General features: G+C 67.2%; 18 protein-coding genes. 9 read left to right on the forward strand and 9 right to left on the reverse strand.

The window, feature by feature from the left end; genetic code table 11:
- Positions 1–125 precede the first annotated feature (125 nt).
- The 4 genes from glcE (at position 126) to proC (ending at position 4,146) form a co-directional block, all read left to right on the forward strand.
- Positions 126–1,214 (forward strand): glycolate oxidase subunit GlcE, encoded by a 1,089-nt coding sequence (gene glcE / locus A9Z05_RS02230; protein WP_069616706.1) that lies wholly within the window; start codon positions 126–128, stop codon positions 1,212–1,214.
- A gap of 7 nt (positions 1,215–1,221) precedes the next feature.
- Positions 1,222–2,448, forward strand: a complete 1,227-nt coding sequence (glcF, locus tag A9Z05_RS02235) for a glycolate oxidase subunit GlcF (RefSeq protein ID WP_069616707.1) — start codon at positions 1,222–1,224, stop codon at positions 2,446–2,448.
- A 133-nt stretch (positions 2,449–2,581) separates the two neighbouring features.
- Positions 2,582–3,280 (forward strand): YggS family pyridoxal phosphate-dependent enzyme, encoded by a 699-nt coding sequence (locus A9Z05_RS02240; protein ID WP_059574303.1) that lies wholly within the window; start codon positions 2,582–2,584, stop codon positions 3,278–3,280.
- Positions 3,281–3,333: 53 nt separating this feature from the next.
- Positions 3,334–4,146, forward strand: coding sequence for a pyrroline-5-carboxylate reductase (gene proC, locus A9Z05_RS02245; protein WP_069616708.1), 813 nt, complete (start codon positions 3,334–3,336; stop codon positions 4,144–4,146).
- A gap of 101 nt (positions 4,147–4,247) precedes the next feature.
- Here proC and ubiA read toward each other — a convergent pair whose 3' ends face one another.
- The 7 genes from ubiA to recG all read right to left on the reverse strand — a co-directional run bounded on the left by ubiA (position 4,248) and on the right by recG (position 12,443).
- Positions 4,248–5,111: a 4-hydroxybenzoate octaprenyltransferase gene (ubiA, locus tag A9Z05_RS02250; protein WP_069616709.1), complete on the reverse strand. Its 864-nt coding sequence runs from the start codon at positions 5,109–5,111 to the stop codon at positions 4,248–4,250.
- A 206-nt stretch (positions 5,112–5,317) separates the two neighbouring features.
- Positions 5,318–5,806: a non-specific DNA-binding protein DpsA gene (dpsA, locus tag A9Z05_RS02255; RefSeq protein ID WP_069616710.1), complete on the reverse strand. Its 489-nt coding sequence runs from the start codon at positions 5,804–5,806 to the stop codon at positions 5,318–5,320.
- 123 nt (positions 5,807–5,929) lie between these two features.
- Positions 5,930–6,100, reverse strand: coding sequence for a hypothetical protein (locus tag A9Z05_RS36760; RefSeq protein ID WP_176730133.1), 171 nt, complete (start codon positions 6,098–6,100; stop codon positions 5,930–5,932).
- A 126-nt stretch (positions 6,101–6,226) separates the two neighbouring features.
- Positions 6,227–8,413, reverse strand: coding sequence for a catalase/peroxidase HPI (gene katG, locus A9Z05_RS02260; protein WP_069616711.1), 2,187 nt, complete (start codon positions 8,411–8,413; stop codon positions 6,227–6,229).
- A gap of 99 nt (positions 8,414–8,512) precedes the next feature.
- A complete protein-coding gene (locus A9Z05_RS37415; RefSeq protein WP_256121820.1) occupies positions 8,513–8,641 on the reverse strand; it encodes a hypothetical protein in 129 nt (42 codons plus the stop codon).
- Between the two features lie 393 nt (positions 8,642–9,034).
- Positions 9,035–9,994 (reverse strand): LysR substrate-binding domain-containing protein, encoded by a 960-nt coding sequence (locus A9Z05_RS02265; RefSeq protein ID WP_069616712.1) that lies wholly within the window; start codon positions 9,992–9,994, stop codon positions 9,035–9,037.
- Between the two features lie 127 nt (positions 9,995–10,121).
- On the reverse strand, positions 10,122–12,443 hold the full coding sequence (gene recG / locus A9Z05_RS02270; RefSeq protein WP_069616713.1) for an ATP-dependent DNA helicase RecG: 2,322 nt from the start codon (positions 12,441–12,443) through the stop codon (positions 10,122–10,124).
- A 167-nt stretch (positions 12,444–12,610) separates the two neighbouring features.
- On the opposite strand from recG, the gene queA reads away from it, so the two are divergent.
- The 5 genes from queA to secF all read left to right on the forward strand — a co-directional run bounded on the left by queA (position 12,611) and on the right by secF (position 18,715).
- A complete protein-coding gene (gene queA / locus A9Z05_RS02275) occupies positions 12,611–13,678 on the forward strand; it encodes a tRNA preQ1(34) S-adenosylmethionine ribosyltransferase-isomerase QueA (protein ID WP_069616714.1) in 1,068 nt (355 codons plus the stop codon).
- 198 nt (positions 13,679–13,876) lie between these two features.
- Positions 13,877–15,064 carry a tRNA guanosine(34) transglycosylase Tgt gene (gene tgt / locus A9Z05_RS02280; RefSeq protein WP_069616715.1) on the forward strand — a complete coding sequence of 396 codons (1,188 nt, stop codon included), beginning with the start codon at positions 13,877–13,879 and terminating at the stop codon, positions 15,062–15,064.
- A 232-nt stretch (positions 15,065–15,296) separates the two neighbouring features.
- Complete coding sequence (gene yajC, locus A9Z05_RS02285; RefSeq protein WP_006476868.1) at positions 15,297–15,620, forward strand: preprotein translocase subunit YajC; 324 nt, start codon at positions 15,297–15,299, stop codon at positions 15,618–15,620.
- A 107-nt stretch (positions 15,621–15,727) separates the two neighbouring features.
- Positions 15,728–17,746 carry a protein translocase subunit SecD gene (gene secD / locus A9Z05_RS02290; RefSeq protein ID WP_069616716.1) on the forward strand — a complete coding sequence of 673 codons (2,019 nt, stop codon included), beginning with the start codon at positions 15,728–15,730 and terminating at the stop codon, positions 17,744–17,746.
- Positions 17,747–17,764: 18 nt separating this feature from the next.
- Positions 17,765–18,715, forward strand: coding sequence for a protein translocase subunit SecF (secF, locus tag A9Z05_RS02295; protein WP_069616717.1), 951 nt, complete (start codon positions 17,765–17,767; stop codon positions 18,713–18,715).
- A 167-nt stretch (positions 18,716–18,882) separates the two neighbouring features.
- Here the strand turns inward: secF and A9Z05_RS02300 are convergent, their stop codons facing one another.
- Both A9Z05_RS02300 and A9Z05_RS02305 read right to left on the reverse strand, forming a co-directional pair.
- Positions 18,883–19,317 carry a lysozyme inhibitor LprI family protein gene (locus tag A9Z05_RS02300; RefSeq protein ID WP_069616718.1) on the reverse strand — a complete coding sequence of 145 codons (435 nt, stop codon included), beginning with the start codon at positions 19,315–19,317 and terminating at the stop codon, positions 18,883–18,885.
- Positions 19,305–20,045, reverse strand: coding sequence for a LysM domain-containing protein (locus A9Z05_RS02305; protein ID WP_069616719.1), 741 nt, complete (start codon positions 20,043–20,045; stop codon positions 19,305–19,307). Before A9Z05_RS02305 ends, A9Z05_RS02300 begins: the two co-directional genes overlap by 13 nt.
- Positions 20,046–20,054 lie beyond the last annotated feature (9 nt).

Here is a 20,054-nt window from a genome sequence, read left to right on the forward strand (position 1 = left end):
CGCGGCGCGGTCGCGCGCCGGCGCCGGCATGCCGTACGCGAGACGGGGCTTAGGGATAGTCGCGATGTGGAATCGCGCCACCCCGGTACAATCGACCGAACAACAAGTCGAGGCAGCAACGGAACATGGAAGAGGACGACATCGTCGCCGGATGGGCCGAGCGCGTTCGCGCGGCCAGTGCCGACGGCCGGCCGCTGCGGATTCGCGGCGGCGGCACCAAGGACTGGTACGGCCAGGCGCTCGAGGGCGAAATACTCGACACGCGCGCGTTTCAGGGCATCGTGTCGTACGACCCGGCCGAACTCGTCGTCACGGTCCGCGCGGGCACGCCGCTCGCGCAGCTTGAAACCGTCCTCGCCGAGTGCGGCCAGATGCTGCCGTTCGAGCCGCCGCACTTCGGCCGCGCGGCGACCGTCGGCGGCTGCGTCGCGGCCGGCCTCGCGGGCCCGCGCCGCGCCACCTGCGGCGCCCCGCGCGATTTCGTGCTCGGCGTCACGCTGATGAACGGCCGCGGCGACATGCTGCGCTTCGGCGGGCAGGTCGTGAAGAACGTCGCCGGCTACGACGTGTCGCGGCTGATGGCCGGCGCGCTCGGCACGCTCGGCCTGATGCTCGACCTGTCGATCAAGGTGCTGCCGATGCCGGTCGCCGAAGTCACGCTCAAATTCGAGATGACCGCGACCGATGCGGTGCGCAAGCTCAACGAATGGGGCGGTCATCCGCTGCCGGTCAGTGCGAGCGCGTGGCGCAACGGCACGCTCGTGCTGCGCCTGTCGGGCGCGGAAGCGGCCGTCAAATCCGCGAAAACGCTGCTCGGCGGCGAAGTCGTCGACGCGGTCGAGGCCGAGCGCTTCTGGGCCGGCCTGCGCGAGCACACCGACCCGTTCTTCAACGGCATCCCGCCCGGCTATGCGCTGTGGCGCCTGTCGCTGCCGTCGATCACCGAACCGATGCACCTGCCCGGCACCCAGTTGATGGAATGGGGCGGCGCGCAGCGCTGGTGGATCACCGACGCCGACGCGCAAACCGTGCGCATGAGCGCGAAGCAGGCCGGCGGCCATGCGACGCTGTTCCGCGCAGGCGAGACCTACGACCGCAGCGCGGGCGTGTTCACGCCGCTGCCCGCGCCGATGATGAAGATCCACCGCGGGCTGAAATCTGCATTCGATCCCGCGCGCATCTTCAATCGCGGGCGGCTTTACCCCGAACTCTGAGGGCAGGATGCAAACGAATCTCGCCGATTTCATCCGCAACACGCCCGACGGCGACGAGGCCGACGCGATCCTGCGCAAGTGCGTGCACTGCGGCTTCTGCACCGCGACCTGCCCGACCTATCAACTGCTCGGCGACGAACTCGACGGCCCGCGCGGACGCATCTACCTGATCAAGCAGATGGTCGAAGGCGCGGCCGTCACGCGCAGCACGCAACAGCACCTCGACCGCTGCCTCACGTGCCGCAGCTGCGAGACGACCTGCCCGTCCGGCGTCCAGTACGGCCGGCTCGTCGAAATCGGCCGCAAGCACGTCGAGGCGCAGGTGGAGCGCCCCGCGCAGCAGCGGCTGATGCGCCGCGTGCTCGCGAGCGTCGTGCCGAACGCCGCGCTGTTTTCGCCGGCGATGCGGCTCGGCCAGCACGTGCGGCCGCTGCTGCCGAAGCGGCTGCGCGACAAGGTGCCGCCGCGCACGCGGCTGCTCGAATGGCCGCATCGCACGCATACGCGCAAGATGCTGATGCTCGGCGGCTGCGTGCAGCCGTCGATGCTGCCGAACATCAACATCGCGACCGCGCGCGTGCTCGACGCGCTCGGCATCGAGACGGTCGTCGCGCCCGACGCGGGCTGCTGCGGGGCGATCCGGCTGCACCTGAACTATCACGACGAAGCGCTCGACGACGCACGCCGCAACATCGACGCGTGGTGGCCCCACGTCGAACAGGGTGTCGAGACGATCGTGCTGAACGCGTCGGGCTGCGGCGCGACGGTGCTCGAATACGCGCACCTGCTGCGCGACGATCCGGCCTACGCGGAAAAGGCGCAGCGCATCGTGTCGCTCACGCGCGACATCTCGGACGTGCTGCTCGCGTTCGAGGCCGAACTCGCGACGATCGCGCGGCGCCGCGCGATCCATACGGTCGCGTACCACCCGCCGTGCACGCTGCAGCACGGCCAGCAGTCGCGCGGCAAGGTCGAGCGCCTGCTCGAGACGCTCGGCATCGACGTGCGGCTGCCGGCCGACAGCCACCTGTGCTGCGGCTCGGCCGGCACCTACTCGCTGACGCAACCCTCGCTGTCGTACCGGTTGCGCAAGCAGAAGCTGCTGAAGCTGCAGGCGCTCGAACCGCAGATGATCGTATCCGGCAACATCGGCTGCATCGCGCACCTGCAAAGCGGCACGCAGGTGCCGGTCGCCCACTGGATTCAGCTCGTCGAGCATTTGCTGTACGGCTAGGTCCGTGCGCATCACGGGTGGGCGGGCGCACGCGCGGCGTCCGTATAATGAGCGGATCGATGCGCCGCGTGTCGCGGCGCATCGGCTTCATGTCCGCTTCCGTGCTGCCTCCGTGCCTGCTTTCGTGCCCGTCATGTCCGATCTCGCCGCCCGCCTCGACTCCGTTCACCGCCGCATCGCCGACGCCGCCCGCGCGGCCGGCCGCGATCCCGCCACCGTCTCCCTGCTCGCCGTGTCGAAGACGTTCCCGGCCGACGACGTGCGCGCCGCGCATGCGGCCGGGCAGCGCGCGTTCGGCGAAAACTACGTGCAGGAATCGATCGACAAGATCGACGCGCTCGCCGACCTGCGCGCGAGCCTCGAATGGCATTTCATCGGACCGCTGCAATCGAACAAGACGCGCCCCGTCGCCGAGCGCTTCGACTGGGTCCATTCGGTCGACCGGCTGAAGATCGCCCAGCGCCTGTCGGAACAGCGCCCCGCGCATCTGCCGCCGCTCAACGTGTGCGTGCAGGTGAACATCAGCGGCGAGGCGTCGAAGAGCGGCGTCGCGCCGGCCGACGTGGCCGAGGTCGCGCGCGCGGTCGCCGCGCTGCCGTCGCTGCGGCTGCGCGGCCTGATGGCGATTCCCGAACCGGCCGGCGACACCGACGCGCAACGCGCGCCGCATCGCGCGCTGCGCGCGTTGTTCGACGCGTTGCGCGCCGACGGCCTGCCGCTCGACACGCTGTCGATGGGCATGTCCGCCGATCTCGAAGCCGCGGTGCTCGAAGGCGCGACGATCGTGCGCGTCGGCACCGCGATCTTCGGCGCGCGCGATTACGCGCACTGACCGCCGCGCCCTTTTCCGCCTTTCCGTTCACTCACTCGCTCATTCCCGACATCATGAAAATCGCATTCATCGGCGGCGGCAACATGGCCGCGGCCCTGATCGGCGGCCTGATCAAGCGCGGCGTCGCCGCGGACGGCCTGTACGCCATCGACGTCAACGAAGACGTCCGCGCGCGCGCCGCGCAGCAGTTCGGCATCCGGACCGGCGCGGCCGTCGACGCGACGCTCGCCGATTACGACGCGATCGTGCTCGCGGTGAAGCCGCAGGTGCTGAACGACGTCGCGCAGGCGCTCGCGCCGCACCTGAAGTCGCAGCTCGTGATCAGCATCGCGGCCGGCATCCGCGGCGCGGATCTCGCCCGCTGGCTCGGCGGCTACGCGCGCGTCGTGCGCACGATGCCGAACACGCCCGCGCTGGTCGGCATGGGCGTGACGGGCCTGGCCGCGCTGCCGGGCGTCGACGCGGCCGGCCGCGAACTCGCGTCGAGCGTGCTCGGCGCGGTCGGCGAGATCGTATGGTTCGACGACGAAGCGCGGCTCGACGCGGTCACCGCGATTTCGGGCAGCGGCCCCGCGTACGTGTTCTATTTCATCGAAGCGCTGCAGGAAGCCGCGCGCCGTCTCGGCATGAACGACGAGCAGGGCCGCGCGCTCGCGGTCGCGACGTTCACGGGGGCCGCGCAGCTCGCCGCGCAATCGGGCGAACCGGCGAGCGTGCTGCGCGAACGCGTGACGTCGAAGGGCGGCACGACCGCCGCCGCGCTCGCGACGTTCGATGCGCAGGGCGTGAAGGAAGCGATCGTGCGCGGCGCGCTCGCGGCCGAAGCGCGTGCGAAGGAAATGGGCGACGAGCTCGGCCGCGCGTAAGCGCGACAGCGGCGCCGGTTTGGCCGGCTCCGGACGTAAAAAAAGCGACCGTCAGGTCGCTTTTTCGTTGGCGCCGCGCGAAAAGGCGCGCGCCGCGTCGTTCAGCTGCCGGCCAGCAGGTAATGCACGGCGATGCCCGCGAACAGCGCGCCGCCGAGCCAGTTGTTGTGGCGGAACGCCGCGAAGCACGGCATCCGTTCGCGATCCTTGATCAGCGTGTAGTGATACAGCGCGCAACCGACCGCCGCCGCCCAGCCCACCCAGTACGCGAGGCCGAAGCCGAGCGTCACGCCGACCCACACGTAGATGCCGAGCGTCGCCGCGTAGCACGCCATCACGGCCGCGACGTCGAAACGGCCGAACGTCAGCGCGGACGTGCGGATGCCGATCTTGATGTCGTCGTCGCGGTCGACCATCGCATATTCGGTGTCGTACGCGACCGACCAGAAGATGTTCGCGACCAGCATCACCCACGCCAGCACCGGCACCGTGTCCTGCACGGCCGCGAACGCCATCGGGATGCCGAAGCCGAACGCGATGCCGAGATACGCCTGAGGAATCGCGAAGAAGCGCTTCATGAACGGATAGGAGCCGGCGACGAACAGCGCGACGACCGACAATTCCTTCGTCAGCGTATTGAGCGGCAGGATCAGCAGGAATGCGATGAACGACAGCCCGACCGCGATCGCGACGGCTTCCCATGCGCGGATCTTGCCCGACGTCAGCGGCCGGTCGGCCGTGCGCTTCACGTGACGATCGAAATCGCGGTCGGCGTAATCGTTCATCGCGCAGCCGGCCGAGCGCATCAGCAGCGTGCCGAGCGTGAAGATCACGAGCAGCGGCCAGCGCGGGTGGCCGTCCGACGCGATCCACAGCGCGTTGAGCGTCGGCCACAGCAGCAGCAGGCTGCCGATCGGCTTGTCCATCCGGACGAGCCGCAGGTACAGGGGAAAGCGGGCAAGCATGGCGAAGCACCGGGAACAGAATCACGGCATTTTAGAGCCGACCGGTGCCCGGCGTCATGTCGGCGCGACCCGCGGCCGACGGTGGCGGCGGGCCGGCGGGCCGCCGCGGCCCGCTGCGCGCGGCCGCGCCGCAACGCACGTCAATCAGGGGCCAGATTCAGCGCCGCCCCGGAGCGGGCCGGCTGCCGTCCCCGGCCGCGCCACGCTTACGCGAGCAGCGACCGCAGCATCCATGCGGTCTTTTCATGCGTCTGCAGGCGCTGCGTGAGCAGGTCGGCGGTCGGCTCGTCGCTCGCCGCGTCGGCGATCGGGAAGATGTCGCGCGCGGTGCGCACGACCGCCTCGTGCCCTTCGACGAGCTGGCGAATCATGTCCTCGGCGGCCGGCACGCCCTTCGCTTCCGGCACCGACGACAGTTTCGCGAATTCGGCGAACGTGCCGGGCGCGACGACGCCCAGCGTGCGAATGCGCTCGGCGACGGAATCGACCGCGAGCCACAGTTCGTTGTACTGCTCCTCGAACATCAGGTGCAGCGTGTTGAACATCGGTCCGGTCACGTTCCAGTGGAAATTGTGGGTCTTCAGGTACAGCGAAAACGTATCGGCGAGCAGGCGCGACAGGCCGTCCGCGATGTTCTTGCGATCCTTGTCGCTGATACCGATGTTGATCTGCGTGGCGTTGCCTTTCTTGGCCATCTTCGGGACTCCTCATTCGACATGTTGAACCGGCGAAAATGCGTCGAGCAATCCGCATGCCGCGTCACGCGGCATCCGTTCGCGACTCGTCATTCTAGCGTCGCGAACCGGTCGTCGCTGCGTTCAGCCGCCGGCGGCCGATACGATCGGCGCCAGTGCATGCAGCGCCTGCGAGACGAGCTCCGCCGCCCCGCCGACGACGATCGCGAAGCCGACGACGTAGCGCGCCAGCTCCACCGGCGAGCGCAGAACGGGCGACGCGGCCGCGCGCACGTTGAGCATCATTTGCGTCATGGTCGTCACTCCTTTGACAATACATCGTTCAGAGAAGAAACGGCCGGTCGCTGGACCGGCCGTTTCACGTTACTGCATTACCGCATTACTGCGTTGGTGCGTGACTGCATCAGCACGCGACCGGGTTCATGCGAGGTCGAAGCGGTCGAGGTTCATCACCTTGTTCCAGGCCGCGACGAAATCGCGCGCGAACTTCTCCTTCGCATCCGCGCTGCCGTACACCTCGGCCAGCGCGCGCAACTGCGAGTGCGAACCGAAGATCAGGTCGACACGCGTGCCCGTCCACTTGACCGCGCCCGTCGCGCGGTCGCGCCCTTCGAACACGTCGTTCGCGGCCGACACCGGCTTCCATTCCGTGCCCATGTCGAGCAGGTTCACGAAGAAGTCGTTCGTCAGCGTTCCCGGACGATCGGTGAACACGCCATGCTTCGCATCGCCGACATTCGCGCCGAGCACGCGCAGGCCGCCGACGAGCACCGTCATCTCCGGCGCGCTCAGCGTCAGCAGCTGGGCCTTGTCGACCAGCAGCGCCTCGGCCGGCGTCTTGTACGCGTGCTTCAGGTAGTTGCGGAACCCGTCCGCCACCGGCTCGAGCACGGCCATCGCGTCGACGTCGGTCTCTTCCTGCGACGCATCCGTGCGGCCCGGCGCGAACGGTACCGTGATCGCAACGCCCGCGCTCTTCGCCGCCTGCTCGACGCCCGCCGCACCGGCCAGCACGATCAGGTCGGCCAGCGACACCTTCTTGCCGCCCGTCTGCGCATCGTTGAACGCCTTCTGCACGCCTTCGAGCGTTTCGAGCACCGCCGCGAGCGCCGCCGGCTGGTTCACTTCCCAGTCCTTCTGCGGCGCGAGGCGGATGCGCGCACCGTTCGCGCCGCCGCGCTTGTCCGAGCCGCGGAACGTCGCCGCCGACGCCCATGCGGTCGACACGAGCTGCGACACCGACAGGCCCGTGGCCAGCACCTTCGCCTTCAGCGCGGCGACGTCGGCGTCGTCGATCAGCGGGTGATCGACGGCCGGGACCGGGTCCTGCCACAGCAGGTGTTCCGCCGGCACTTCCGGGCCGAGGTAACGGGAACGCGGGCCCATGTCGCGGTGCGTGAGCTTGAACCACGCGCGAGCGAACGCGTCGGCGAATTCGGCCGGGTTCTCGTAGAAGCGGCGCGAGATCTTTTCGTAGGCCGGATCGAAACGCAGCGACAGGTCGGTCGTCAGCATCGTCGGACGATGCTTCTTCGACGCGTCGTACGCATCGGGGATCACTTCGCCGGCATCCTTTGCGACCCACTGGTGCGCGCCGGCCGGGCTCTTCGTGAGCTCCCACTCGTAGCTGAACAGGTGCTTGAAGAAGTCGTTGCTCCACTGGGTCGGCGTCGACGTCCACGTGACTTCGAGGCCGCTCGTGATCGTGTCCTTGCCCTTGCCCGTGCCGAACGTGCTCTTCCAGCCGAGGCCCTGCTGCTCGATGCCCGCGGCTTCCGGCTCGGGGCCGACGTTCGACGCCGGGCCGGCGCCGTGCGTCTTGCCGAACGTGTGGCCGCCCGCGATCAGCGCGACCGTTTCCTCGTCGTTCATCGCCATCCGCGCGAACGTCTCGCGGATGTCGTGCGCGGCGGCGACCGGGTCGGGGTTGCCGTCCGGGCCTTCCGGGTTCACGTAGATCAGGCCCATCTGCACCGCGGCGAGCGGGCTTTCGAGCTCGCGCTTGCCCGTGTAGCGGCTGTTCGGGCCACCGCTCAGTTCCAGCCAGATCTTTTCCGAACCCCAGTAGACGTCGTCCGGTTCCCACGTATCGGCGCGGCCGCCCGCATAGCCGAACGTCTTGAAGCCCATCGATTCGAGCGCGACGTTGCCGGTCAGGATCAGCAGGTCGGCCCACGAGATGTTGCGGCCGTACTTCTGCTTGATCGGCCACAGCAGGCGGCGCGCCTTGTCGAGGCTCACGTTGTCCGGCCAGCTGTTGAGCGGCGCGAAGCGCTGCTGCCCGCCACCCGCGCCGCCACGGCCGTCGGCCGTGCGGTACGTGCCGGCGCTATGCCATGCCATGCGCACGAACAGGCCGCCGTAGTGGCCGAAGTCGGCCGGCCACCAGTCCTGCGATGCCGTCATCAGCGCGTGCAGGTCCTGCTTCACCGCGGCGAGATCCAGCTTCTTGAACGCTTCGGCGTAGTCGAAATCCGGGTCCATCGGATCGGACAGCGCCGAATGCCGATGCAGGACGTTGAGGTTCAGCTGATTCGGCCACCAGTCCTTGTTCGTCGTGCCGCTGCCTGCGGTGTGGTTGAACGGGCACTTCGTTTCGTTCGACATGCTTTTTCTCCTTGTCTTGCTCGTAGGCCCCCACGTGCCGGGCGCGGTTCGTGGAGCATTGCGGGGGATGAAACGGAACAGGCGGTTCCTCCTGTCGTACTACGGGATGTCGTGCGCGGCCTTCGACACGCGTTCCCGTTGCCACGCACCGCAGGCGGGGCGCTCGCGAAAGCGGCTGACGGCACCCGTCGTGCCGGCGAGGCAGCCGGCTAGTCGGGTATCGGACATGCAATGCTCGCTCATCGCTCGACGGCGGGTGAATCGGGGGAACACAGGACCGGCGTGCGGCGGCACTCATCCGCCATACACACGGTCCGCCAGGTATGCGAACGCAATCGGGCGCAGGCTGCGAACCGCCGCCCTGGCGCGATGTACGACCGTGTCGCGCGACGGGGTGTTCCGCTGCGCGCGCTGCAATACCGACCGCATCATGACATCCTCCTTTGACGCTTGCATTCAACCTGCATCCCGCGCGTCGGTGCGACGCCGATCCATGTAGAGGATTCTATCTATATCTATCAATTACTTGAATTTGATAAATTTCATCTATGCGATAGGGAAAAATAAACGGAGTCGTACGACCCCGTTCATCACGCTGCCACACCTGCATGCGCGAGCGCGTCAGTTCATCGTGGCCGGCATGTCGAGCTTCGCGACACCCGGCAGCTCGCACGCGGCGATCGCGTCGCTGATCGCGTCGATCGCGGGCATCCGCGTGAAGCTCTTGCGCCATACGAGCACCACGCGGCGGTCGGGCACCGGTTCGTGGAACGGCACGTACGACAGAAGCTCGGCATCGGGGCCGTTCGCGCGCGGGCCGATCTCGGCGACCGACATCCGCGGCAGCACGGTGATGCCGACACCGCTCGCGACCATGTGGCGAATGGTTTCGAGCGACGAGCCCTCGAAGGTCTTCTGGATGCCGTCGGCCGTCTGCGAGAAACGCATCAGTTCCGGGCACACGCCGAGCACGTGATCGCGGAAGCAGTGGCCGTTGCCGAGCAGCAGCATGGTTTCCTGCTTCAGGTCCTCGGCGTCGATTTCGTCGCGCTTCTCCCACGGATGGCCGGCCGGCAGCGCGACGACGAACGGCTCGTCGTACAGCGGCCGCACCATCAGGCCGGTTTCGGGGAACGGCAGCGCCATGATCGCCGCGTCGATCTCGCCCTGCTTCAGCAGTTCGAGCAGCTTCAGCGTGTAGTTCTCCTGCAGCATCAGCGGCATCTGCGGAACACGCTGGATCATCTGCTTGACGAGCGTCGGCAGCAGGTACGGCCCGATCGTGTAGATCACGCCGAGGCGGAACGGGCCGACGAGCGGGTCCTTGCCCTGCTTCGCGATCTCCTTGATCGCGAACGTCTGCTCGAGCACGCGCTGCGCCTGGGTGACGATCTGGTCGCCGATCGGCGTCACGCTCACTTCGCTCGCGCCGCGCTCGAAAATCTGCACGTTGAGCTCGTCTTCGAGCTTCTTGATCGCCACCGACAGCGTCGGCTGGCTCACGAAGCACGCTTCGGCCGCGCGGCCGAAATGCCGCTCGCGCGCGACCGCGACGATGTACTTCAATTCAGTCAGGGTCATTGTGGGTCAATCAGAAATATACAGGCGATAGGTTTAATTTATACACCCGTTTGCACTGGTTCGCCAAGTTTCTCTGCATCGCGATGCGTCGAGTGGCGGCGTTCGATCCAGCCCCAAAGTCGGTCGATCAGGCCTTCAGGTACTGTTCGCGCGCGCCGAGCCAGCGCGCGAGATGCTGGGTGACGACCTCCGGATACGCGGCAATCAGCCGCGCCGCGGCCTCGCGGGCCGGATCGATCAGCCAGCCGTCGGTCTCGAGGTTCGCGAAGCGCAGCATCGCCGCGCCCGACTGGCGCGCGCCGAGGAATTCGCCGGGGCCACGGATTTCGAGGTCGCGCCGCGCGATCTCGAAGCCGTCGGTCGTCTCGCGCATCGTCTTCAGCCGCTCGCGGCCGGCGATCGACAGCGGCCCGGTGTACAGCAGCACGCACACCGACGCCGCGGTGCCGCGCCCGACGCGGCCGCGCAACTGATGCAACTGCGCGAGGCCGAAACGCTCCGCGTGCTCGATCACCATCAGCGATGCGTTCGGCACGTCGACGCCGACCTCGATCACGGTCGTCGCGACCAGCAGCTGCACTTCGTTGCGCGTGAACGCATCCATCACGGCGGCCTTGTCGGCCGGCGACAGCCGGCCGTGCACGAGGCCGACCTTCAACTCGGGGAGCGCCGCGGCCAGCGTCTCGTAGGTTTCGACGGCCGTCTGCAGCTGCAGCGTCTCGCTCTCCTCGATCAGCGGGCACACCCAGTACACCTGGCGCCCGGTCAGCGCGGCCTCGCGCACGCGGGCGATCACCTCGTCGCGCCGCGCGTCGCCGACGAGGCGCGTCAGCACCGGCGTGCGACCGGGCGGCAGCTCGTCGATCGTCGACACCTCGAGATCCGCGTAGTACGTCATCGCGAGCGTGCGCGGAATCGGCGTGGCCGACATCATCAGCTGGTGCGGCTGGAAGTCGCGCGCGCCGTTGGCCGCATTCGCGGCCTTCGCGCGCAGCGCGAGACGCTGCTCGACGCCGAAGCGGTGCTGTTCGTCGACGATCACGAGGCCGAGCCGCGCGAATTCGACCGTGTCCTGGATGATCGCGTGCGTGCCGATCACGAGCTGCGCGGTGCCGAGCGCGGCCGCCTCGATCGCCGCGCGTTTCTCCTTCGCCTTCAGGCTGCCCGCGAGCCACGCGACCGTGACGCCGAGCGGCTCGAGCCACGCGCGCAGCTTGCGCGCGTGCTGCTCCGCGAGGATTTCGGTCGGGGCCATCAGCGCGGCCTGGTAGCCGGCATCGATCGCCTGCGTGGCGGCCAGCGCCGCGACGACCGTCTTGCCACTGCCGACGTCGCCCTGCAGCAGCCGCTGCATCGGGTGCGCGAGCGTGAGGTCGTGCGCGATCTCGTCGACGACGCGCGCCTGCGCGCCCGTCAGCGTGAACGGCAGCGCCGCGTAAAAGCGCGTGGTCAGCGCGTCGGCATCGGTCGCGGTGCGGCGCGGCATCGCGGGCGCGGCGCGCGTGCGGCGCTCCTCGTGCGCCCGCTTGAGCGACAGCTGTTGCGCGAGCAGTTCCTCGAACTTGATGCGCGTCCACGCGGGATGCGAGCCGTCCATTAGCGCGGCTTCGTCGGAATCGACGCCCGGGTGGTGCAGGATGCGCACGGCCTGCGCGAGCGTCGGCACGCCGAGCGGCTTCAGGTAATCTCGCTCGATCTCGGGCGGCAGCAGCTCGGGCAGCGGCGTGCGCTCGACCGCGTTCTCGATCGCCTTGCGCAGATACGCCTGCGACACGCCGGCCGTGCTCGGATAGACGGGCGTGAGCACCTGCGGCAGCGGCGCGTCGGCTTCGACGACGCGCACCGCCGGATGGACCATCTCCATCCCGAAGAAGCCGCCGCGCACGTCGCCGCGCACGCGCAGCCGCTGGCCGACGGCCATCTGCTTGACCTGCGACCCGTAGAAATTCAGGAAGCGCAGCACGAGCTGCTCGCCGTCGTCGTCCTGGATCTTCACGACGAGCTGGCGGCGCGGCCGGTACGCGACTTCGTTGTCGAACACGACGCCTTCGGTCTGCGCGATGCCGCCCGGCAGCAGCTCGCCGATCGGCGTGAGCGTGGTCTCGTCCTCGTAGCGCATCGGCAGATGCAGCACGAGATCGATCGAGCGCGTGAGGCCAAGCTTCGCGAGCTTGTCGGCGGTTTTCACGGGTTTCTCGGCGGCCGGCTTCTTCTTGCGCTTCGTGCCGGATGCGCCGGGCGCGCCAGCTTCGTCGCCGCCCTCGCCCGGTTCGACGTCGGGCGCGGCGGCCGCGGGCTGCGCGAGCCGGCCGTCGGCGCCGCGCTTCGGGCCGGCGCGGCGCGCATCGGCGCCCGGTGCGGGAGGCGCGGGCGTGGCGGCATCGTCCGCGTCGAACGGATCGGCGGAATCGGCGACGGCAGCGGGGGAACGGCGTGGTGACACAGGCATCGGATCGTCTGGGTGCTTCGCAAGGCAAGTACAATAGCGGCTTTCACGTCGTCCGAACCAACGACGCCGGCCAGGCCGCGCATCCCGTCATCATAGCGGCTCGCGCGCCCCATTTACGCGTTTCCGCCCCGCCGGCGACGCCCGCCGGCCGCTTCGAACCAGCCCGCATGTTCACGCTTTCCGATTTCGATTTCAATCTGCCACCCGAGCTGATTGCACAAACCGCGCTGCCCGATCGCACCGCGAGCCGCCTGCTCGAGGTCGACGGCACCGTCGAACCCGCACGCCTCGTCGACCGCTGTTTCGCCGAATTGCCGTCGTGCATCGCGCCCGGCGACCTGCTCGTGTTCAACGATACCAAGGTGCTGAAGGCGCGCTTCTTCGGCCAGAAGGCCAGCGGCGGCAAGATCGAGGTGCTGATCGAGCGCGTGACCGGCACGCACACGGCGCTCGCGCAGATCCGCGCGAGCAAGTCGCCGGGCGCCGGCACGACGCTGCGTCTGGCCGACGCGTTCGACGTGACGGTCGGCGAGCGCGTCGAGCCGTTCTTCACGCTGCACTTCCCCGCGCCGTGCCTCGAGCTGATCGAGCAGCACGGCCGCCTGCCGCTGCCGCCGTATATCGAGCACGATCCCGACGCGACCGACGAAACGCGCTACCAGACCGTCTACGCGAGCAATCCGGGCGCGGTCGCCGCGCCGACGGCCGGGCTGCACTTCGACGAGCCGCTGCTGGAGAAGCTCGACGCGATGGGCGTCGAGCGCGCGACGCTCACGCTGCACGTCGGCGCCGGCACGTTCCAGCCGGTGCGCGTCGAGAACATCGCCGAGCACAAGATGCACAGCGAGTGGTACGACCTGCCGCAGTCGCTCGTCGACAGGATCGCCGCGACCCGCGCACGCGGGGGCAACGTGATCGCGGTCGGCACGACGTCGATGCGCGCGCTCGAAGCCGCCGCGCGCGCGGCCGACGAAGCGGGCCGCCCGCTCGCGGCCACGCAGGCCGAGACCGACATCTTCATCACGCCCGGCTACCGTTTCCGCGTGGTCGACCGGCTCGTCACGAATTTCCACTTGCCGAAATCGACGCTGCTGATGCTGGTGTCCGCGTTCGCGGGCGTCGAGACGATCCGCGCCGCGTACCGGCACGCGATCGAAGAACGCTATCGCTTCTTCAGCTACGGCGACGCGATGCTGCTCACGCGGCGCGACACGCCGGAGGCGCCGGGCGCGTAAGCGCGGCGGGCGCGATCACGCACCGGCCTGCGATTGCGCAGCAGCCGTTGCGCGCCGCGCGGTCGCGCCCAGCGCTGTCGCCCCGTTTTCCCGCCGTACGCGCTACGATGCGCGCACCCGCTTTTCCCCGCCGCCGGTTGCCCAGCGGCGTTTCCAACATGCGCCGAACTGTTCTTCGGTGGCAAGGAGAATGACACGATGACCGAAGGTTCATCCCACGATACGCACGCCCCCGTGCAGGACCGCCCGGCCAACGGGCTCGAATTCGAACTGCTGACGACCGACGGCCACGCGCGCCGCGGCCGCGTGAAGCTCAACCACGGCACGGTCGAGACGCCGATCTTCATGCCGGTCGGCACGTACGGCACCGTGAAGGCGATCCAGCCGCGCGAGCTGCACGAGATCAACGCCCAGATCATCCTCGGCAACACGTTTCACCTGTGGCTGCGCCCGGGCCTCGACACGATCGACGCGCACGGCGGCCTGCACGGCTTCATGGGCTGGAACAAGCCGATCCTGACCGACTCGGGCGGCTTCCAGGTGTTCTCGCTCGGCGATCTGCGCAAGATCACCGAGGACGGCGTCACGTTCGCGTCGCCGATCAACGGCGACAAGCTGTTCCTGTCGCCGGAAGTGTCGATGCAGATCCAGAAGGTGCTGAACTCCGACATCGTGATGCAGTTCGACGAATGCACGCCGTACGCGACCAACGGCGTGCCGACCACGCACAAGGAAGCGGCCGACTCGATGCGCATGTCGCTGCGCTGGGCGAAGCGCTCGCTCGACGAATTCGACCGGCTCGGCAACCCGAATGCGCTGTTCGGGATCGTCCAGGGCGGGATGTTCGAGGACCTGCGCGACGAATCGCTCGCGGGCCTTGCCGAACTGGGTTTCCACGGCCTCGCGATCGGCGGGCTGTCGGTCGGCGAGCCGAAGGAAGACATGATGCGCGTGCTGCGGCACGTCGGCCCGAAGCTGCCGGCCAACAAGCCGCACTACCTGATGGGCGTCGGCACGCCGGAGGACCTGGTCGAGGGCGTCGCGAACGGCATCGACATGTTCGACTGCGTGATGCCGACCCGCAACGCGCGCAACGGCTGGCTCTTCACGCGCTTCGGCGACGTGAAGATCCGCAACGCGACGCACAAGAACTCGCTGAAGCCGCTCGATGCGACCTGCACGTGCTACACGTGCCAGAACTTCTCGCGCGGCTACCTGCATCACCTGCACCGGGTCGGCGAGATCCTGGGCGCGCAGCTCAACACGATCCACAACCTGCACTACTACCTGCAGTTGATGAGCGAGATCCGCGACGCGATCGAAACGCATACGTTCGACGCATTCCGGCAGCGCTTCGCGGAGGATCGGGCCAGCGGGGTCGACTGACGGGCCGGTGGCCCGCCCGCTGTCCGCCACATAGGACGAGTACTAAATTGAGCCGCCCCGATACCGGTCGCGACCGCCAAACATTACAATTGCCTTTCCAAAAAAGCCGCGACGGTATCGGATCCTGCTTTAACAGCTTGATCCGAAAGCGCATTTGCCGCGCCGTTTGCGCATGGGGCCGGTGGTAGAATAACCGGCTTATTTTTCGATCTTCCCCTACGGAGAGACCAACGTGCCGTTCATTTCCAATGCCTTCGCGCAAGGTGCCGGTGGCGCCGAATCGAGCCTGATGAGCTTCCTGCCGCTCATCCTGATGTTCGCGGTGCTGTACTTCATCATGATCCGTCCGCAGATGAAGCGCCAGAAGGAACACCGCAACATGCTCGCGGCCATGGCGAAGGGCGACGAAGTCGTCACGAGCGGCGGCCTCGTCGGCAAGGTGACGAAGGTCACCGAAGGCTACATCGGCGTCGAAATCGCCGAAGGCACCGAAATCACCGTGCAGAAGGCTGCCGTCACGACCATTCTGCCGAAGGGCACGATCAAGTCGCTGTAAGGCTTAACACCGAGCGTCCGGCTCCCCGCGCCGTGCCCGCCTGAGAGAGCGGGCCGCCGCGGCGCCGGACGCGACGCTTTCACGCCAACCACCCGTTCGGCCCCCTCATGAATCGTTACCCACTCTGGAAATATGTCGTGATGGTCGTGGCGCTCGCCATCGGCCTTCTGTACACATTGCCCAACTTCTTCGGCGAAGCGCCGGCGGTGCAGGTGTCGAGCGGCAAGGCCACGGTCAAGCTCGACTCGACCACGCTGACCCAGGTCGAATCGGCGCTCGCGTCCGCGCAGATCAAGCCGGACGACATCACCTTCGAGAACACGGCGACCGGCGCGAACATCCGCGTGCGCCTGAAGGACACCGATACGCAGCTGCGCGTCAAGGACCTGCTGCAGAAGTCGCTGAACACCGACCCGAACGATCCGCAGTACGTCGTCGCACTGAACCTGCAGAGCGCGTCGCCGCGCTGGCTGACCGCGCTGCACGCGCTGCCGATGTATCTCGGCCTCGACCTGCGCGGCGGTGTGCACTTCCTGCTCCAGGTCGACATGACGGGCGCGCTCACGAAGAAGCTCGACTCCGACGCGTCCGACGCGCGCACGCTGCTGCGCGACAAGAACATTCGCGACGGCGGCGTGAGCCGCGTCGAGCAGTCCGTGGTCGTCAACTTCAGCGATGCGCAGACGGCGGAAGACGCCCGCAAGGTGCTCGCCGCGTCGATCACCGAGCTGCAATGGGCGACCCAGCCCGGCGGCGGCGGCACGCAAGTCGTCGGCACCTTCACGCCGGCCGTGCAGAAGGCCGTCGAGGACGCCGCGCTCAAGCAGAACCTGACGACGCTCCACAACCGCGTGAACGAGCTCGGCGTGTCCGAGCCGATCCTGCAGCAGCAAGGCAGCGACCGCATCGTCGTCGAACTGCCGGGCGTGCAGGACACCGCGAAGGCGAAGGACATCATCGGCCGCACCGCGACGCTCGAGGCGCGCCTCGCCGACCCGATCAACACGCACCCGAACCCGAACGACCCCGTGCCGCCGGGCGAGGAGCTGTTCACGCAAGGCAACCAGGCGCCCGTGCTGCTGAAGAAGGACGTGATCTTCACCGGCGACCGCATCATCGACGCATCGGCCGGCTTCGACGAACATCAGCGTCCGTCGGTCAACATCCGCCTCGATTCGGCGGGCGGCCGCGCGGTGCGCACGGTGTCGCGCGAGAACATCGGCAAGCCGATGGCGATGGTGCTGTTCGAGAAGGGCAAGGGCGAAGTGCTGACGGTCGCGACGATCCAGTCCGAACTCGGCGACCGCTTCCAGATCACGGGCCAGCCGACGCCGCAGGCCGCGGCCGATCTCGCGCTGCTGCTGCGCGCCGGGTCGCTCGCCGCGCCGATGGACATCATCGAGGAACGCACGATCGGCCCGAGCCTCGGCGCCGACAACATCAAGATGGGCATCCACTCGGTGATCTGGGGCTTCTGCGCGATCGCCGTGTTCATGATCGCGTACTACATGCTGTTCGGCGTGGTGTCGGTAATCGGCCTGTCGGTGAACCTGCTGCTGCTCGTCGCCGTGCTGTCGCTGATGCAGGCGACGCTGACGCTGCCCGGTATCGCGGCGATCGCGCTCGCGCTCGGCATGGCGATCGACTCGAACGTGCTGATCAACGAGCGCGTGCGTGAAGAACTGCGCGCCGGCCAGCCGCCGCAACTCGCGATCCAGGCCGGCTACGCGCATGCATGGGCGACGATTCTCGACTCGAACGTCACGACGCTGATCGCCGGCCTCGCGCTGCTCGCGTTCGGCTCGGGCCCGGTTCGCGCGTTCGCGATCGTGCACTGCCTCGGCATCCTGACGTCGATGTTCTCCGCGGTGTTCTTCTCGCGCGGGATCGTCAACCTCTGGTACGGCGGCCGCAAGAAACTGAAGTCGCTCGCGATCGGCCAGGTGTGGAAGCCGGAAGGCGCCGCCGCCGCGTCGTTCACCGACGCGGACGAATCGACCGACACCGCGCGCGCCGCGAAGCTCGCCGCCCCGGCGAAGGGCAACGCGCCGCGCGCCGGCAAGCCGCAGCTGCGCAACCGCGCGCAGCAACGCGTGTCGCCGAAGAAACCGGGCTCGACCCAATAAGGCCCCGGAGACGAAGCCATGGAATTTTTCCGCATCCGTAAAGACATTCCGTTCATGCGGCACGCGCTGGTGTTCAACGTGATCTCGCTGGTCACGTTCCTCGCCGCCGTGTTCTTCCTGTTCCACCGCGGGCTGCACCTGTCCGTCGAATTCACCGGCGGGACGGTGATCGAGGTGCAGTACCAGCAGGCCGCGGAGCTCGAGCCCGTGCGCGCGACGCTCGGCAAGCTCGGCTATGCCGACGCGCAGGTGCAGAACTTCGGCACGTCGCGCAACGTGCTGATCCGCCTGCAGCTGAAGGAAGGCCTCACGTCCGCGCAGCAGAGCGACCAGGTGATGGGCGCGCTGAAGGCGCAGACCCCCGACGTCACGCTGCAGCGCGTCGAGTTCGTCGGCCCGCAGGTCGGCCGCGAACTGGCGACCGACGGTCTGCTCGCGCTCGCGTGCGTCGTGATCGGCATCGTGATCTACCTGTCGTTCCGCTTCGAATGGAAGTACGCGGTGGCGGGCATCATCGCCAACCTGCACGACGTCGTGATCATTCTCGGCTTCTTCGCGTTCTTCCAGTGGGAGTTCTCGCTGGCGGTGCTCGCGGCGATCCTCGCGGTGCTCGGCTACTCGGTCAACGAGTCGGTCGTCATCTTCGACCGGATCCGCGAGACGTTCCGCCGCGAACGCAAGATGAGCGTGCAGGAAGTGATCAACCACGCGATCACGACCACGATGTCGCGCACGATCATCACGCACACGTCGACGGAAATGATGGTGCTGTCGATGTTCTTCTTCGGCGGCCCGACGCTGCACTACTTCGCGCTCGCGCTGACGGTCGGCATCATGTTCGGCATCTACTCGTCGGTGTTCGTCGCGGGCTCGCTCGCGATGTGGCTCGGCATCAAGCGCGAAGACCTGATCAAGGACAAGAAGACCGCGCACGATCCGGACGATCCGAACGCGGGCGCGCAGGTTTAAGCGCCGCGCCGTTTCGGCGGATATACGAAGGCCGGTCCTGTTGGACCGGCCTTTTTTCATGCAAGCGTCGCTGCCCTCTTCTCCCGGCGCGATGGCACGGGCGGCTTGGCTACGGTGTCGTGCCGGGCTGACTGGCGCCGCCGCGTCGAGATGCCGACGGCACCGCGCTACTTCAACGGTAAGTCAGACACCGCATCGCGTAATTGCGCGGCGCGTCTGTTATTGAGTTCTGCGACACAGGCTAGCCTTCTCACCTCAAGCGCATTGCCAATGGCGCCCCCGCCCAATGAGGAGGCAAATTCGCATTGCGCTTCACGGTATTTCACGAAAGCTTTCTTCGAGGCGGCCAGCTTGGTCGTGGCCAGACTGATGAACTTGGAGTCCTCATCCCACTTGGCAAACGCATTACGCACTTTTTCTTCGGCCCGCTTCAGCTCGACCTCGCTTGCCTCTTGCTTCCGCTGTAAACACTCTCTTATGCCAATCACTCCATTCGAGCAGTCGCCGCGCAGTTCTCGCTCGCTCTGAGCCGAAGTATGCGAGGCAGCTATCGAAACGAGCGGAAAAGCAATAGCTGCAACTAAAAATACTATTCTGCACATATCGCGCCCGTCCTTTTCTGTATCGCCTTCAATGCATAGTCGAGTTTTGCCGCATAATTGAAATCGCCTCCTCCGTTATAGCGTTGTGCTATCAACGTTGTAGAGATCTGCCGCCAGCTTGTGATGACGCGTTGCACAGATGCTTTCTGATACTTCAACGCCTGCCCAGGTCGTAGAACGGTAGCGGTCGGATTAAGCTTTCTCAGCGTATCTACTGTGCTTGCTTGCGCTTTTGCAATCTTGTCGAGGCTATCGCCGGGCTTAACGATGACCTCATAGATTTTGACATCGGCGTTCGACACGCTGCGGTACTCGTAATGGGCCGTTTTCATCAGCAAGTAACCGATCCCCGCACGAATGTTATGTGCCGGCATGCTTCGGACCGACCCCATTGTCAGCTGTCCGTTCCAGGCCGGTGGCAGAATCAAGTCGCCACCTTCGTTTCCCGACAGCAGGGATGCCAGCCCTGGATCGCCAGAGACGCCGATGCGCATGGGCTTGCTGTTCCATTCCGAGTCGGCCGCACCAGATTCGACCCATAGCATCGCCTTGATAAGCTGCCAATCCAACGGCCTGTATCCTGCTATCCCGGAAAGATGGCGGTTGTACTCGTCGACTGCCATCCGGATTTCGCAATCCCAGGAATCCCATCTGGTATCGCCTACCGCCTTGTCGATGCCGTCCTGCCATTTCTCGAAGCCTGTCTTCGATGGTGCTTGACCCGCCATATCAGTCCT

Origin of the sequence: Burkholderia sp. A2, from assembly GCF_001729305.1 — a bacterium.
In the GTDB taxonomy this organism is placed as follows: domain Bacteria; phylum Pseudomonadota; class Gammaproteobacteria; order Burkholderiales; family Burkholderiaceae; genus Burkholderia; species Burkholderia sola.

What these genes read in the sequence shown, in the direction of transcription:
- tgt (WP_069616715.1), top strand. Translation starts at nt 13,877, where the DNA reads ATGACCGAAGGTTCATCCCACGATACGCACGCCCCCGTGCAGGACCGC.
- A9Z05_RS02240 (WP_059574303.1), top strand. Translation starts at nt 2,582, where the DNA reads ATGTCCGATCTCGCCGCCCGCCTCGACTCCGTTCACCGCCGCATCGCC.
- dpsA (WP_069616710.1), bottom strand. Translation starts at nt 5,806, where the DNA reads ATGGCCAAGAAAGGCAACGCCACGCAGATCAACATCGGTATCAGCGAC.
- secD (WP_069616716.1), top strand. Translation starts at nt 15,728, where the DNA reads ATGAATCGTTACCCACTCTGGAAATATGTCGTGATGGTCGTGGCGCTC.
- glcE (WP_069616706.1), top strand. Translation starts at nt 126, where the DNA reads ATGGAAGAGGACGACATCGTCGCCGGATGGGCCGAGCGCGTTCGCGCG.
- A9Z05_RS37415 (WP_256121820.1), bottom strand. Translation starts at nt 8,641, where the DNA reads ATGTCCGATACCCGACTAGCCGGCTGCCTCGCCGGCACGACGGGTGCC.
- A9Z05_RS02300 (WP_069616718.1), bottom strand. Translation starts at nt 19,317, where the DNA reads ATGTGCAGAATAGTATTTTTAGTTGCAGCTATTGCTTTTCCGCTCGTT.
- katG (WP_069616711.1), bottom strand. Translation starts at nt 8,413, where the DNA reads ATGTCGAACGAAACGAAGTGCCCGTTCAACCACACCGCAGGCAGCGGC.
- recG (WP_069616713.1), bottom strand. Translation starts at nt 12,443, where the DNA reads ATGCCTGTGTCACCACGCCGTTCCCCCGCTGCCGTCGCCGATTCCGCC.
- proC (WP_069616708.1), top strand. Translation starts at nt 3,334, where the DNA reads ATGAAAATCGCATTCATCGGCGGCGGCAACATGGCCGCGGCCCTGATC.
- A9Z05_RS02305 (WP_069616719.1), bottom strand. Translation starts at nt 20,045, where the DNA reads ATGGCGGGTCAAGCACCATCGAAGACAGGCTTCGAGAAATGGCAGGAC.
- A9Z05_RS02265 (WP_069616712.1), bottom strand. Translation starts at nt 9,994, where the DNA reads ATGACCCTGACTGAATTGAAGTACATCGTCGCGGTCGCGCGCGAGCGG.
- queA (WP_069616714.1), top strand. Translation starts at nt 12,611, where the DNA reads ATGTTCACGCTTTCCGATTTCGATTTCAATCTGCCACCCGAGCTGATT.
- ubiA (WP_069616709.1), bottom strand. Translation starts at nt 5,111, where the DNA reads ATGCTTGCCCGCTTTCCCCTGTACCTGCGGCTCGTCCGGATGGACAAG.
- A9Z05_RS36760 (WP_176730133.1), bottom strand. Translation starts at nt 6,100, where the DNA reads ATGACGCAAATGATGCTCAACGTGCGCGCGGCCGCGTCGCCCGTTCTG.
- glcF (WP_069616707.1), top strand. Translation starts at nt 1,222, where the DNA reads ATGCAAACGAATCTCGCCGATTTCATCCGCAACACGCCCGACGGCGAC.
- secF (WP_069616717.1), top strand. Translation starts at nt 17,765, where the DNA reads ATGGAATTTTTCCGCATCCGTAAAGACATTCCGTTCATGCGGCACGCG.